Origin of the sequence: Emergencia timonensis (assembly GCF_900086585.1) — a bacterium.
Taxonomy (GTDB): domain Bacteria; phylum Bacillota; class Clostridia; order Peptostreptococcales; family Anaerovoracaceae; genus Senimuribacter; species Senimuribacter timonensis.
Genome location: NZ_FLKM01000009.1, coordinates 481,136 through 494,717 on the forward strand (window position 1 = coordinate 481,136; position 13,582 = coordinate 494,717).

Below are 13,582 nucleotides of genomic sequence, written 5' to 3' on the forward strand. Positions count from 1 at the left end.
ATGACGAACAAGGATTACATAGAAAAAGCCTGCCAGCAGTTCAAGTCTTTGATGGAAGAACAGCTTGAACGGCAGGAAAGAATGGAAACGGGCAGCGCGCCTAAGGACTTTGCCGCCATGGAAAAGATCACCATCGGCATCGTGGGCGGCGACGGCATCGGTCCGATTATCATGGAGCAGGCGGAGCGCCTGCTGCGTGTGAGCCTGGCGGAGGAAATCTCGGCTGGCCGCATTGTACTAAAGCAAATTGAGGGACTGACCATCGAAAACCGGACGGCGCTGGGCAAAGCGGTGCCGGACGACGTGCTGGCAGCCATTAAGGAATGCGACGTCCTGCTCAAGGGACCGACGACCACACCAAAAGGCGGCACCCTGGAGAGCGCCAACGTGACCCTTCGCAGGGAACTGGATCTCTATGCCAATGTGCGGCCGGTGCAGGTTCCGGAAGAGGGAATCGACTGGATCTTCTACAGAGAGAACACCGAAGGCGAATACGTCCTGGGCAGCCGGGGCGTGGAGATTCCTGGTAAACTTTCCATGGATTTCAAGGTGACAACGGAAGCTGGAACCCGGAGGATTGCAAAGGCCGCCTTCGATTATGCTGCGGCTAACGGCAAGGACAATGTTGCCATCGTGACCAAGGCCAACATCATGAAGAAGACCGATGGCAACTTCACCCGCATCTGTCACGAGGTGGCAGCGGATTACCCCGGCATCAAAGCCGACGACTGGTATATCGACATCATGACGGCCAATCTGGTCAACAAGGATATCCGCAGCAGTTTCCAGGTATTCGTACTGCCAAATCTCTATGGTGACATCATCACCGATGAAGCGGCGGAGATCCAGGGCGGTGTGGGAACTGCCGGCAGCGCCAACATGGGCGATCAGTACGCCATGTTCGAAGCTATCCACGGCAGCGCGCCCCGCATGATGGAAGACGGACTGGGCGATTATGCCAACCCGTCCAGTATCTTCAAGGCGGCAGAGATGATGATCCGCCACATCGGCTTTACGGCAAAGGCTGACAAGCTGGCGGCCGTGCTGGAAGAGTGCTGTGAAAAGGAAAAGAAGGTCGTCGTGACAGGATTTGCTGACGGCGCGACCTGTAAAGCGTTTGCCGATTATGTGATCGGGAAGTTATAAGCATTGAACGATTGAGGCGTAGAAGCATTAAAGAGACGCGACCATGGGAGACTGTGGCGCGTCTTTTTGTCTTTGCTGACCGACCGGCTGCTGCCGCCACGGTCATTTTGTACTTTTGGGGTAAAAATGCCTTGCCTTGCACAAGATTCCCTTCGCAGATGCCCGTTGACCTGAGCTGGATCTATGCTGCAGAGTTATCTTTGTGCAGAGAAATCAAAAACATGGCAAAAGCACAAAATAATCGTGAAGATCACATGCCGTCATATGGTTTGACGGAGATACGATAGAAGTGTATAATATAGTTACATATAAGTATGATTGCAATGGTGGATTTTAAGAGGTAAATGATGAGATTATATTTTAAGCAGAGGTTTTTTTCCTGGCTGGACAGCTACGACATCTTTGACGGGAACGGCAATACGGTCTTTACGGTAGAGGGGCAGCTGTCGTGGGGGCACAAGCTGGCGATTTACAATGCAGGCGGCGAGGAAGTCGGGATGGTGAAGGAGGTCGTCTTGACTTTTCTGCCAAGGTTCGAACTGTATATCAATGGAGAACTGGCGGGGACGCTGTCCAAGGAGCTGAGTTTTTTCAGACCTAGGTATAACATCGACTTCAATGGCTGGCATGTAGAGGGCGATTTCTTTGAATGGGACTACCAGATCGAGGATGAGCAGGGAAATCAGGTTGCTTCTATATCAAAGGATCTGTGGCACATGACAGACCATTATGCCATTGAAGTAAACCAGTCAGGGGATGCCTTGGACGCTCTGATGGTGGTGCTTGCCATCGACGCGGAGAAGTGCTCCAGACAGTGAGGAAAGAATAATGATGAGCAGAATTCTGGCGCTGATAAAAAAGGATATTCGCTTTAACTGGAAAATCATAATAGGAGTGCTTATAGGTGTGACCATCTTCGTACCACTGAACTGGGCTGACTATAAAATTGAAGGTGTCTGGGATTTGGATTATAAATGGCTCTGGTGCTGGTTTATCTGCGCTGCTGGCGTTTTGGCGGTCAACCCCGGCCTTCGCACTGAGCAGGGCGCATCGACAAATGTATTTCTGGCAGCCCTTCCCTTCACGATGAAAGAACTGTTTCTGTCGAAGATCATTGAAAATGTGGTCTACACAGTATTGGTTGCAGGTATTTTGACAGCGGGTATTTTACTCTTTGGCTATCCTATTGAACTTCAGTACCTTCTGCTGGGGGTACCGGTTTCTATTTTTTGCAATACGATCTACGTCAGCATTCATTATCTGGCGGGTTTCAACAAAGCACAGTTATTCCTTCTTTCGGCGCTGCTGATTCCTGAACTCGTCGGCGGGTGGATGGGAGTCGATTTGGCCGTGATGACGTTCTTTACGAAGCCTGTTGTATCAGCCTGCGCAAGTATCGTCATGCTGATTCTTTCGCTGACCATGGTTCTTTTGATGTGCATGAAGAAAAGGAGGCTTTTATAATGGATATGGTCTTATCTGTCAAAAAGTTAAAAGTGGAATATCCATCTTTTGTCCTGGGGGAACTGGATTTTGATCTGCACCGGGGAGAAATCGTCGGACTGATTGGGGAGAACGGCGCTGGCAAGACGACGACGATCAAAGCCATCATGGGCATGATCGTACCATCAGCCGGGGCTGTCTTCTACAACGGGAAACAGGTCGGAGAAAAAGAGATTCCGGCATTCCGGCAGGCTGTCGGCTACGTTGGGGATGCAGAGCTGTATTACGCCAGGATCAAAGTCAAACAGATTCTGCAGTTTCTCTCTGAATTATACGTGGATTGGGATCTGGAGTTGATGGAGCGATATATTAAAACCTTCAAGCTGGACGTGGAGAAGAAGATCATCGAGCTGTCGGCGGGGATGAGGGTCAAGTTGGAGTTGGTCATGGCCCTTTCCCACCATGCGGAAATCTATCTTCTCGATGAACCGACCTCTGGTCTTGATCCCATCGCGCGGAGCGAGATTTTGAAGGTGCTGCGCAAACTGAAAAATGAAGAACAGAAGACGATTCTCTTTTCGTCCCACATCACCAGTGACATTGACAAAATCGGGGATCGGGTGATGTACATGGTGGGCGGGAAGCTGGTCCTCGATAAGCGGATTGAAGAAATACGGGAGGATTTTGTCAAAATCAGGCCCAACGCAGACGCAACTCTGGCTGAAGTTCACGAAAACGGCGGCATCATGGTGGAAGACGGCATCGTTTTTTACGGTATGAATATGGAGGAAGATTTTCGCACGCGCATCGAAGGCGATATCGTCAGCGTAACCGTGGAGGACGTGTTGTTTTATTACAACAGGGGAGCGGGCGCATATGAATAACTTACAGAAGACACTGATAAAAAAGGACCTGCTGTTTAGCTGCAAGCTGGCGCCGATATTTCTGATTTGTGCAGCGGCTATATCTGTTTACGGCAGTGCCTTTGCCTGCGGCGTGTTTGCGAGGCCGCAGGTCACGCTTTCCACAGCGGTCATCGTCGCAGTTCTAGTCTATCTTTCTGCAATCTGCTATCTTGAAGACAATCCGGAGACAGAAGGATTTCTCGACGCTCTGCCTATCGTGAAGTGCTCCAGAGTTTTTTCCCGGTATGCCGTCATGCTGCTACAGGTCATCGCAGCACTTGCGATTGCGGCGGCAGCCTTTGTTATCGCGGGCGGCGGGCTGGCATTTGGTGATGTGATGTGGGTTTGCGCTATCACATTGGCGCTTTACAGCATGTTTCTGTACGTGTTTTTTCAGGCGGATCTGCAGACTGCGCAGTACGTGCCTGCAACAGTTCTTCTTGCGGGAGCGGTTGCTATGAAGGCCAGGATCTTCGCCGTCTTTGCGCTGCCTGCCGGATATGGGTACGCCGCATTGCCTGCGGCTGTCATCGTCTTTGCCGTTTGTGCCAAACGCAGTGCGAAAGTGTAGCGCTTCAGCACTTTATTGCATAGATGTGGAAAACTTGTTCTTTTCGCGCTCTCTGCAAACTTTGCAAAAATATGTGGATAACTGACCTATTGACAAATAGTAGTAACTGTGGGAGCCTTGTAGTTACATGAGTACAGGGATTTTAGTTATCCACAGTCTGATGTGAACAGAATTGTATACAATATTGAAGAAGATGTGAATAAACTCTGGAACCCTCTAAAAACAGAGATGTTCTCTATGTGGAAAATATAGCCGCTTTTCCATCCGGCTTAAATAGAATTCAAATACTGCGTCGGGCTGCTGCGATATTGATTGGGCGTGCAGCCCTTGATTTTTTTGAAGCAGGAAGTATAGTAGCTCTGTGTGGAAAATCCGCAGCGCTGTGCTACTTCGGCAATGGTAAGTTCGGTATTGGACAGAAGATCCAGGCTCTTTTTGATACGGTATTGGCTGATAAACGCAAAGAGGGACGTGCCGATGATTTTTTTGAAATACCGGCTGCACTCTTCTGGTGAGAGGAAAATCTGAGCAGCGATAGAACGAAGGGTGATTTTTTCTGCGTAATGTCCTTCGATATAGGTGACAATCTTTTTGATTCGTTCATTTCCAAGAGCGCTGACGGGGCTGCCCGCATTCTGCGCTCTTTTTAGAATGGACGGCCACAACCTCAGTATTTCACTTTGAATGAAGAGCTCGCGGCCCAGAAGTCCATCCTGGTTAAATAGAGTGAAAATCCTCTTGAGAGAAGAGAGCACCGCGATTCCCTCTGGCGTATCGTCCGAAAAAATGAAGACGGGAGAACTCGTGCTTTGGACAAAGGGTTCCACCATCTGTTTGTACACAACACTTTCTGCATCAGGACAGATCAGGTCGGGATGCGTATCTACACAGTAATATGCAGCATCGGGCGATAAAGGCTCTGCGGTATGGGCCAGGCGGCAGTTGATAAAAATTCCGCTGTCCTTAGGCAGGGTGTAGCTTTGGTCTACGACCTGAAAGTGCACGGTACCACGATATACCCAGCAGAATTGAAAATCTTCGTGCCAGTGCCAGATGACAGATTTATATGGTTTTGCGGAAAAATCGGTCTGGTAGACGGATACCGGAAAGCCGGGGGTGATGCGCTGCATGATTTCGCGCTGATCCTCTGCCAGCTGCAGTTGGTTTACGATCATAAAATCCTCCAAATCTCAATATAATGATAAAATAAGCCATTTTTTTGATATACACTTCATGTTAACATCTATATAATGATAACGTCAAGATGATTAATGTTTGTGAGGTATGTCAATGAAAGAGAAAGATCGAAAAAAAATAGGAACTTTATGTTGTGTTGTCGGAGCTGTATGCTGGGGAGTTTCAGGAACCTGCAGTGAGGCTTTGTTTCGCAGCTATGAGATAGACACATCCTGGGTTACGGCAATCCGCATGAGCGTCACGGGGATTTTGCTTCTCGGGTGGACGGCCGCGCGAAAAAAAGGCACCTTGACGGCTATGGTGAAAGACAAGAAAACGGCCGTGCAGCTACTGCTCTTTGCATTGGCGGGATTGCTGCTCTGCCAGTACACCTATCTTGCGGCAATCAAGTCGAGCAATTCGGGAACGGCGACAGTGCTGCAGAATCTGTCCATCGTATTAATTGCGATTTTTATCTGTATCACCACGCGGTCTCTGCCAAAAAAGAAGCAGACCGTTTCGATCCTGCTGGCATTGATCGGCGTATGGCTCATTGCCACGAAGGGCAGTTTTACCAGTTTGGAACTCAGCGGTGCAGGTCTTTTCTGGGGTTTCGGCGCTGCTGCCGGAGCCGCCAGTTATTCTCTGCTTTCACGTAATCCGGTGTCAAAATGGGGAAGCCTGCCGGTGACTGGCTTTGGCATGCTCATTGGCGGATTGGTGTTTTTCCTTATTACCAGGTCATGGTATCTACCGACGGGTTTGGACGGTTATGCTTCTCTCCTGCTTGCAATCATTGTTTTCGTTGGCACTTTGGGCGCGTTTACCCTGTTCGTTCAGGGCGTCAGCATGGTAGGACCGGTGACAGCCGCCTTGCTTGCCTGCCTGGAGCCTTTGACCGCGGCGCTTCTGTCTGCCGCCTGGCTCGGCTCCGTCTTTACGGCGGCTGAATTGATCGGATTTGCCTGCATCTTGTCAACGGTATTTCTGCTGAGCAGGGAGGTTTGATTTGCAGAGATGATGAGGATAAAAGAAATTTGAATAAATGCTATTTTTATAAAACTATACTGTTTCCGTTGAATGGTAAATAAAAATGCTTATACTGCCCTTTTAAATACTTCCACAAAAAATTCGAAGTAGGAAAAAACTTTATAAAAATACATAAAAATTATCAAATTAACTGCATATAATTATTGTAATTTGATAAAAATAGTGATATAATCCGATAAAAGTGAGGACAGTTTTATGGAATATCATGATTTAGTCAAATTATATTACAAAGATAAGCTGGAATACAAAGAAACATACGAAAAGCGCTACCACGGAGAAGAGACGAAACGCTTTGATTTTGACGTGTCGGGAAATCCTGCTTTTTTGGTATTGACGCAGGAGATAGCAAAATTAAACGAAAACATATTGAAGGAAAATAATTTTCTGGTATATTATGCGTCAAAGCTTCCTGGCGAGGCGCTATTGCAGTTTGAACTGAAATGCCTGGTCGAGGAAATCAAAATGACCAACGATATTGAAGGCGTAGCATCTACTCGCAAGGAAATAGAAGATGCCCTCGAGGCTGTAAGGAGTCATCAAGAAGGGAAAAGTCGATTTATGGGAATCGCTAACAAATACCTGATGTTGTCTTCTAAGGGAATGACGCAGCCATTATCTACCTGTCAGGATATTCGAGATATTTATGATGAACTGGTCTATGAAGAAGTTGCCCATGATGATCCAGGCAGCCTGCCCGATGGCGTGCTTTTTCGAAAAGAACCGGTATTTGTGCAGAAGAATTACGAGCGCATCCATACAGGCCTTATGCCGGAATCAAAAATCATCCAGTACCTTGATATAGGGCTGAAGATCATTGTCGACCCGCAGATGCTGGGACTGGTCTCCATCGCCGTATTTCATTACCTTTTTGGCTATGTACACCCTTTTTATGATGGTAACGGCAGAATGGCACGCTATCTCAGCAGTATTTTGCTCAGAAAAGAAGTCTTGTTTCTAGCTGCATTTAATTTGTCTGCGGTAATCAAGCGGGAGGTACGGCGTTATTACAAAGCCTTTGCACTGACCAATGATCCTAAGAATAAAGGAGATCTTACACCTTTTGTAACAATCTTCCTTGAATTCATTTTGGAAGCGATAGAGCAGCTCTCTGAGGAACTGAAGACGCTCATGGAGAAGTATGATCACTTTAAGCTCATTATAGAGCAGAACGAGTCATTTATGAACAGCAGCAAAACGTATAAGGTACTTGTCGAAAAAATGTTGATCAATACGCTGTTTGGAAGCCAAGGCATGGATGTGAAGAAACTGGCTGATGCTTGTGAAACGACAGTTAACACGATCAGATACCTTTTGAACAAAATGGACAAGGCTATGCTCAGAACAGAGAGAGACGGCCACAGATTGCTATACGACCTGGATCTGGATTTTCTCGAAAAACTATAATTTAATCATATTTCCCCCTCCTGTTAATATATTACTTATTAATGAGAGGGGTGTTTTTGTGAGAAAGAATATCAAAAAACTGATTTGCTTTGCCTGTATTTTATCTTTATGTGGAATTATGGGAGTGAAATATTTTTCAAACCCTCAGGAACCTGTGACTTTGGAAACGGTTTCTGCCAGCCTTGAGGATCAGGGGGCACCGTCAGAGGAACAGAAAAATGCGAATTTGAAATTGAATGTCAAGGCGGCGGTCTTGATTGATGCGGATACCGGGAAGGTTTTGTTCGAGCAGGACGCACACAAAGAATTGCCGCCGGCATCGGTAACAAAGGTCATGACCATGCTGCTGGCACTGGAAGCAGTGGAGGACGGCAAAGTGAAGCTGTCAGACAAGGTGACTGTATCGGAGCGGGCAGCGTCCATGGGCGGCAGCCAGATGTACATGGAAATCGGCGAGGTACATACTTTGGAGGAAATGCTGGAGGGCATCGCCATCGTTTCGGCCAACGATGCCTGTGTTGCTGTCTCTGAATACATTGCTGGCAGTGAAGAGGTCTTTGTGGAGAAGATGAACCAGAGGGCGAAGGAACTGGGAATGAGAGACACACATTTTGTCAATACCAACGGATTACCTGTAGCAGAACACTACACTAGTGCATATGATATAGGGTTGATGTCGCGTCTCCTTCTGAAACACAAACATACACAAAAGTGGTTCAATACGTGGCAGACCACCATCAAAGTGGGCCTGCCGGGCAAGGAGAAGGACTTCGGTCTCACCAATACGAATAAACTGATCAAGCAGTATCCAGGCGCAAACGGCATCAAAACCGGATTCACCCAGGATGCGGGTTTCTGCCTGTCAGCATCGGCAACAAAGGAAGACACGACTTTGATTGCTGTCGTATTAGGTGCGCAGACATCAAAGATACGTTTTGAAGAAGTATCGAAACTTCTCAATTATGGCTTTGCAAATTATTCATCGGTAACCCTGGCCGATCAAGGACAGAAAATAAAAAAGGTCACACTGGATAAAGGTGAACCTTATACCATCAACGCAGTTGCAAAGGAAAAAGCCACCGCTTTTGTAAAGAAAGGCGAAGAAAAAAAGGCGAAGTTCAAGGCCTCTATTGATAAGAATATCAAACTGCCTCTTAAGAAAGGCGCGAAGGTCGGAACGCTCAATGTGTACTGCGGCAAGGAGAAGGTCGGTTCCTGCGAACTGGTCTCTGACAGAAAGGTAGAAAAGGTCTCCTTTGTAACCTACTACATACGAAAGATAAAAAATCTGTTCTAACAGTTAGGGGGAAGAAGTGTGGATAAAGAGTTTATCATGTCTTTTTCATCGTTCTACAAAGCGGCGTATGCTAGAGACGTATTGGAGGAAAATGGGTATCACTCCACTTTACGCAAGCTGCCGCCACAGGTCGCCCATTCCTGCAGCACCGGACTATATCTGAGAATCGACTCCATAGAAAGGGTGCGGAGTGTTCTCGATGAAAGACAAATCGTTGCAAAGGGCGCTTATCTAATTTCAAAAAATGAAAAAGGCGTAAAAACGTATAACAGAGTGTAAAATAAGGGTCTTTGCCTGGCCGGGCTGAATCAGCCTGGCCGTGAGGCCTTTTTTTTGGTTCGGAATAAATTTGATAGATTATCAAGAGATGTTGGTATATAATAAGTATAGCAAATAAAAGGATGGTGCTTGATGATGAGGGAAAAGAGAATGATATCAGATGATCAAGTGGTAAAAAGAGCAAATGCTGCCGTAAGACTGGAACTGGAAAAGAGAAAGGCCAGAAATCAGCCGATTGCTGTATTTGATAGAAAAGCGCAGAAGGTATATATGCAGGATAGCGACGGAACGATCATAGAATCGAGTGAGAGGCTGCGGAGGGGGCGGTACAGTGAAAGAAAAAGAAACCGCACCTGAGATTATCGTGTTTGCAGGTCCCAATGAATCTGGGAAAAGCACTTTTATGGAATATCTGAAGCCGGAACACATGGACTATATTAATGCCGATGAAATCAAGAAAGTGCTGAAATGCAGCGATATAGAAGCAGCGCAGTTAGCGGAAAACAGCGTATCAGCCATATTGACAAGATGGAAGAGTTTTGCTTCGAAACAGTATTGTCCACTGACAGGAATCTTCATTTGCTGATGAGAGCAAAGGAAAGAGGCTATTTTATCAGATGTTATTACATTCTGACCGCAGATCCTTTAATTAATGTCTACCGTGTGAAATCGAGAGTTGCTGCTGGCGGGCATGACGTTCCTAAAGATAAAATCATATCCAGATATGATAAAGCTCTGGATTTAGTGAAAGAGCTTTTGAAGATTTGTGATATCTGCCATATTTATGATAATTCCGCAGAAGTTCCCCATCGTATCTTCAAGAAGCGAAAGAATCAATTTTACTTCGACGAATGTGAGGATTGGTATTTAGAAGACATAGCCGCTCTGACAGGCATTGAACAGATGGAAGTTAAGGAACTGAATGGATAGAAGAAAGAGACGGCAACGTCTCTTTTTTGTAATGCATCTTGACTTAGAGTGCACTCCAGGTATTATAGTAATAGAAAAGACATACAAAAGGAGAAGCGGATGGCAATTATTTTTTACTTATTAGCAGCGAGTTTTGTGATACCGGCGGGAATTTATTTTTACTTCTTTTTTCGCCGCTTTCTTACGCTGTTCGGAATTGAAAAGAAGACGAAGAAGAGCAGGGCTTTGGCAGCACTGCTGGCGGCAGCCGTGGCGGCCCTTGGAATCAGGATGTTTGACTTCAGTTTCATGATTATGCTGCACCTTCTGCTGGCGTGTTTCTTCATGGAACTTGCCAATTTCCTGCTGAAAAGAATCCCGCAGAAGAAATTCCAGAAGGTCTGGACCTTTCTTTACAAAAGCGGCATTGTCTGTATCGCATTGACGGTGGTGGTTTTGACCTATGGTTATTTCAATATGCATGACGTACAGCGCACGGAATACACCATAGAGACGGCAAAGGCGGTCGGTGGTGATCTGAAGGTGGTGCAGATTTCCGACCTTCACGTTGGAACTTCTCTGGACGAGCAGGAGATGAGAGACTGCTTTGCACGAGTACAGGCAGAAAAAGCGGATCTTCTGGTTCTGACCGGGGATATCTTTGACGAGACGACTACACGGAGCCAGATGAAAGAGACCGTAAAGATGCTGTCGAGGATAAAGACGACCTACGGCGCTTATTACATCTTCGGCAATCACGATGTCAATCAGTATACAGCAAGTCCCGCCTATACATCTGCACAGCTGAAAGAGGAACTGATAGGGGCTGGCATCAAAGTTTTAGAAGATGAGGTTATGGAACTGCCTGGCGGATACACCTTGATTGGCAGGCAGGATGCATCGGTGGACGGAAGGGCGGACGTCGGCACCCTGCTATCACAAGTACCAGATAAGGATTTCCGGCTGCTACTGGATCATCAGCCGGTGGACCTTCAGGAAAATGCCGAGGCCGGCATCGACTTGCAGTTGTCCGGACACACCCATGCGGGACAGATTTGGCCCATGGGATTCCTAAGTAAGCTGGTCGGTGTCAACGAAGAGTATTATGGACTGCATGACATCAAAGATTTTAAAGTCATCGTCAGCTCAGGCATGGCAGGATGGGGGTATCCGATCCGGACAGAGGGGCCGTCAGAGTATGTCGTCATAAATGTCATAGCGTCTGCTTGAGGGAATCCCTTGCCTATTGCTAGTCCCATGTGATACAATATGATGTTATGAAAGAGAAAAATCAAAAAGTATTATTTGTACTGGCAATCATGTTTATCGGGTTCAACCTGAGAGCGGCTCTGACAGGTGTCGGACCTCTGGTAAGCATGATTCAAAGTGACCTGCACCTGTCTTCGGGTGCCACAGGTTTTATTACGACCATTCCACTGCTGGCTTTTGCAGCAATGTCGCTTCTGGTGAGCAAAATCTCCGCAAAGCTGGGAGAGGGGAAGACGATCCTGCTTTCTTTTCTAATCATGGCTGCAGGACTTCTGGTTCGTTCCTATCTGGGGACAGCGGGCCTGTTCCTGGGCACGGTTCTGGCGGGCATCGGCATCGCCTTCGGCAACGTGCTTCTGCCTGTCATCATTAAAGGAAAATTCCCAGAGAAAGCGGCGGCGCTGACCAGCGTCTATACGGCGTCTATGGGGCTCTTTGCCAGCATTTCAGCGGCAATCAGCGCGCCTTTGGCTCTCCATGTAGGATGGAGAAACTCCATGGCAGTGTGGGCGATTTTGGTAGTGATCGGCATTCTGTTCTGGCTGCCTTTTGTACCGATGAAGATGAAACAAGAACAGGGTGATGCGGTCAAGGGACTGTTTAAAAACCCGATAGCCATTTGGTTATCGGTCTTCATGGGGCTGCAGTCTCTGCTTTTCTATTGCTTCGTAGCTTGGCTGCCGACGATTCTGGCCGTCAAAGGCTTTGATGCAGAGGCGGCAGGGTATCTGTTCAGCATCTACCAGGTTTTGGGCATACCGGCTTCCTTTATCACCCCACTTCTGGCAGGCCGCAAGAATGACCAGAGATGGGTGGTCTGTCTGATTGCAGGTGCTTACGTGCTGGGGCTTCTGATGATTACGGCCTTCCAGGTCAAAGCAGTCATCGGGATCGGAGTGGCCATCTGCGGCTTCTGTTCCGGCTGCTGCCTGAGTATCGCTATGCTGATGATCAATACCAGAGCCAGCAATGCGGCCGTTTCCGGCCAGCTTTCCGGCATGAGCCAGGCGGCCGGTTATATCCTCGCTGCCGTGGGTCCTTCTGCTATGGGGGTTGTCTTTGATATGACGCAGAACTGGACCATTACGCTGACGATTCTGATCGTCATCATGATTCCACTGTTTATGGCAGGGTGGAACGCGGCCAAAGACCGCAAAGTGCAGAATCCTATTGAGAAAGGATGAGAAAATGGAACTAATCGAGATGATGAGAAGACGCCGCAGTGTCAGAAAATATACTGGCGAAAGGGTTTCCGAGGAACAACTGGAGTTGATCTTGCAGGCCGGACTGCTTTCGGCATCGAGCAAGGCGTCAAGACCATGGGAATTCATCGTGGTGCGGGAAAAAAAGATGCTGACAGAGATGTCTGACTGCAGAGTGGGCGCTGCCAAGATGCTGGCGGGTGCAGACTGCGCCATCGTCGTAGTAGGGGACGAACAAAAGGGCGATGTCTGGATTGAGGACTGCGCTATCACTATGGCGAATATGCATCTGATGGCAGACAGTTTGGGACTGGGCAGCTGCTGGATACAGGGACGCCTCAGAGAGGCGGCGGACGGCAGCAGTACCGAAGACTATTTGAGAAAACTGCTGGGATTTCCTGAAAACTATAGATTGGAAGCGATCCTTTCTGTGGGCGTGCCGGAAAACCACGGCGCTCCGTACGAACTTGAAACGCTTTCCATGGGCAAGGTGCACAGGGAGACATTTTAAGCAGCACGCACCTCTATACCAGATCATCTTGACAACAAAAATTCCTTCGCGGCAAGTCAGCGAAGGAATTTTTATTTCTGTACATGTGATGCATTTTCGAAAATGTCCATAATCCTTCGACTATGGTGCAATTGTTTGGAGTGATGCATACGGGATGGGGGTATATACCGGGAATTCTTTACAATAAGGTTACGCTTTTTTATACTGTCCAAAAGATTTCGCATAACGCTGCAGTGGTATCAGACGCCATATCCCGCCATACGCCATAAGATAAGACATAATTCCCTGCAGAATCTATGAATATGCTGCTCTCGGTTACATTTGTAGAGTGTAAACGGCCTTTGTGGCTGAGACATTGATAGAAAAAGTAACTGATATCAGTTATACCCTTCTGTTGAAGTCTTTTGACAATGATACGGT

At 47.4% G+C, this 13,582-nt stretch carries 17 protein-coding genes; 16 read left to right on the forward strand and 1 reads right to left on the reverse strand.

Annotated elements, in window-relative coordinates; all coding sequences use genetic code 11:
* Genes BN6539_RS13205 through BN6539_RS13230 form a run of 6 tightly spaced genes read left to right on the forward strand, consistent with a single transcriptional unit; the run spans position 1 to position 4,065 of the window.
* Positions 1 to 1,146 carry an isocitrate/isopropylmalate family dehydrogenase gene (locus BN6539_RS13205; protein WP_067539418.1) on the forward strand — a complete coding sequence of 382 codons (1,146 nt, stop codon included), beginning with the start codon at positions 1 to 3 and terminating at the stop codon, positions 1,144 to 1,146.
* 53 nt (positions 1,147 to 1,199) lie between these two features.
* On the forward strand, positions 1,200 to 1,433 hold the full coding sequence (locus tag BN6539_RS22770) for a hypothetical protein (RefSeq protein WP_067539421.1): 234 nt from the start codon (positions 1,200 to 1,202) through the stop codon (positions 1,431 to 1,433).
* A 57-nt stretch (positions 1,434 to 1,490) separates the two neighbouring features.
* Positions 1,491 to 1,964, forward strand: a complete 474-nt coding sequence (locus tag BN6539_RS13215) for an LURP-one-related/scramblase family protein (RefSeq protein WP_330385087.1) — start codon at positions 1,491 to 1,493, stop codon at positions 1,962 to 1,964.
* 10 nt (positions 1,965 to 1,974) lie between these two features.
* Positions 1,975 to 2,610, forward strand: coding sequence for a hypothetical protein (locus tag BN6539_RS13220; RefSeq protein ID WP_067539427.1), 636 nt, complete (start codon positions 1,975 to 1,977; stop codon positions 2,608 to 2,610).
* Positions 2,610 to 3,473 carry an ABC transporter ATP-binding protein gene (locus BN6539_RS13225; protein WP_067539429.1) on the forward strand — a complete coding sequence of 288 codons (864 nt, stop codon included), beginning with the start codon at positions 2,610 to 2,612 and terminating at the stop codon, positions 3,471 to 3,473. The genes BN6539_RS13220 and BN6539_RS13225 overlap by 1 nt, the downstream gene beginning before the upstream one ends.
* Positions 3,466 to 4,065 carry an ABC-2 transporter permease gene (locus BN6539_RS13230; protein ID WP_067539432.1) on the forward strand — a complete coding sequence of 200 codons (600 nt, stop codon included), beginning with the start codon at positions 3,466 to 3,468 and terminating at the stop codon, positions 4,063 to 4,065. The genes BN6539_RS13225 and BN6539_RS13230 overlap by 8 nt, the downstream gene beginning before the upstream one ends.
* Before the next feature lie 269 nt (positions 4,066 to 4,334).
* Here the strand turns inward: BN6539_RS13230 and BN6539_RS13235 are convergent, their stop codons facing one another.
* On the reverse strand, positions 4,335 to 5,240 hold the full coding sequence (locus BN6539_RS13235) for an AraC family transcriptional regulator (protein WP_067539435.1): 906 nt from the start codon (positions 5,238 to 5,240) through the stop codon (positions 4,335 to 4,337).
* 115 nt (positions 5,241 to 5,355) lie between these two features.
* Here BN6539_RS13235 and BN6539_RS13240 point away from each other — a divergent pair, with 115 nt between their 5' ends.
* The 10 genes from BN6539_RS13240 to BN6539_RS13280 all read left to right on the forward strand — a co-directional run bounded on the left by BN6539_RS13240 (position 5,356) and on the right by BN6539_RS13280 (position 13,162).
* Positions 5,356 to 6,249, forward strand: coding sequence for a DMT family transporter (locus BN6539_RS13240; RefSeq protein WP_067539439.1), 894 nt, complete (start codon positions 5,356 to 5,358; stop codon positions 6,247 to 6,249).
* Between the two features lie 237 nt (positions 6,250 to 6,486).
* On the forward strand, positions 6,487 to 7,695 hold the full coding sequence (locus BN6539_RS13245) for a Fic family protein (RefSeq protein ID WP_067539442.1): 1,209 nt from the start codon (positions 6,487 to 6,489) through the stop codon (positions 7,693 to 7,695).
* Positions 7,696 to 7,753: 58 nt separating this feature from the next.
* On the forward strand, positions 7,754 to 8,992 hold the full coding sequence (locus BN6539_RS13250; RefSeq protein ID WP_067539445.1) for a D-alanyl-D-alanine carboxypeptidase family protein: 1,239 nt from the start codon (positions 7,754 to 7,756) through the stop codon (positions 8,990 to 8,992).
* An 18-nt stretch (positions 8,993 to 9,010) separates the two neighbouring features.
* Positions 9,011 to 9,271 (forward strand): DUF3343 domain-containing protein, encoded by a 261-nt coding sequence (locus tag BN6539_RS13255; RefSeq protein ID WP_067539448.1) that lies wholly within the window; start codon positions 9,011 to 9,013, stop codon positions 9,269 to 9,271.
* 132 nt (positions 9,272 to 9,403) lie between these two features.
* Positions 9,404 to 9,628, forward strand: a complete 225-nt coding sequence (locus BN6539_RS13260; RefSeq protein ID WP_227142636.1) for a hypothetical protein — start codon at positions 9,404 to 9,406, stop codon at positions 9,626 to 9,628.
* Positions 9,603 to 9,857, forward strand: coding sequence for a hypothetical protein (locus tag BN6539_RS22960; protein ID WP_242869414.1), 255 nt, complete (start codon positions 9,603 to 9,605; stop codon positions 9,855 to 9,857). The genes BN6539_RS13260 and BN6539_RS22960 overlap by 26 nt, the downstream gene beginning before the upstream one ends.
* Positions 9,857 to 10,201, forward strand: coding sequence for a hypothetical protein (locus BN6539_RS13265; protein ID WP_242869415.1), 345 nt, complete (start codon positions 9,857 to 9,859; stop codon positions 10,199 to 10,201). The genes BN6539_RS22960 and BN6539_RS13265 overlap by 1 nt, the downstream gene beginning before the upstream one ends.
* Positions 10,202 to 10,300: 99 nt before the next feature.
* Entirely contained in the window at positions 10,301 to 11,410 is a 1,110-nt protein-coding gene (locus BN6539_RS13270) for a metallophosphoesterase (RefSeq protein ID WP_067539451.1), read from the forward strand.
* 47 nt (positions 11,411 to 11,457) lie between these two features.
* Positions 11,458 to 12,633, forward strand: a complete 1,176-nt coding sequence (locus tag BN6539_RS13275) for a CynX/NimT family MFS transporter (protein WP_067539453.1) — start codon at positions 11,458 to 11,460, stop codon at positions 12,631 to 12,633.
* A 4-nt stretch (positions 12,634 to 12,637) separates the two neighbouring features.
* A complete protein-coding gene (locus BN6539_RS13280; protein ID WP_067539456.1) occupies positions 12,638 to 13,162 on the forward strand; it encodes a nitroreductase family protein in 525 nt (174 codons plus the stop codon).
* Positions 13,163 to 13,582 lie beyond the last annotated feature (420 nt).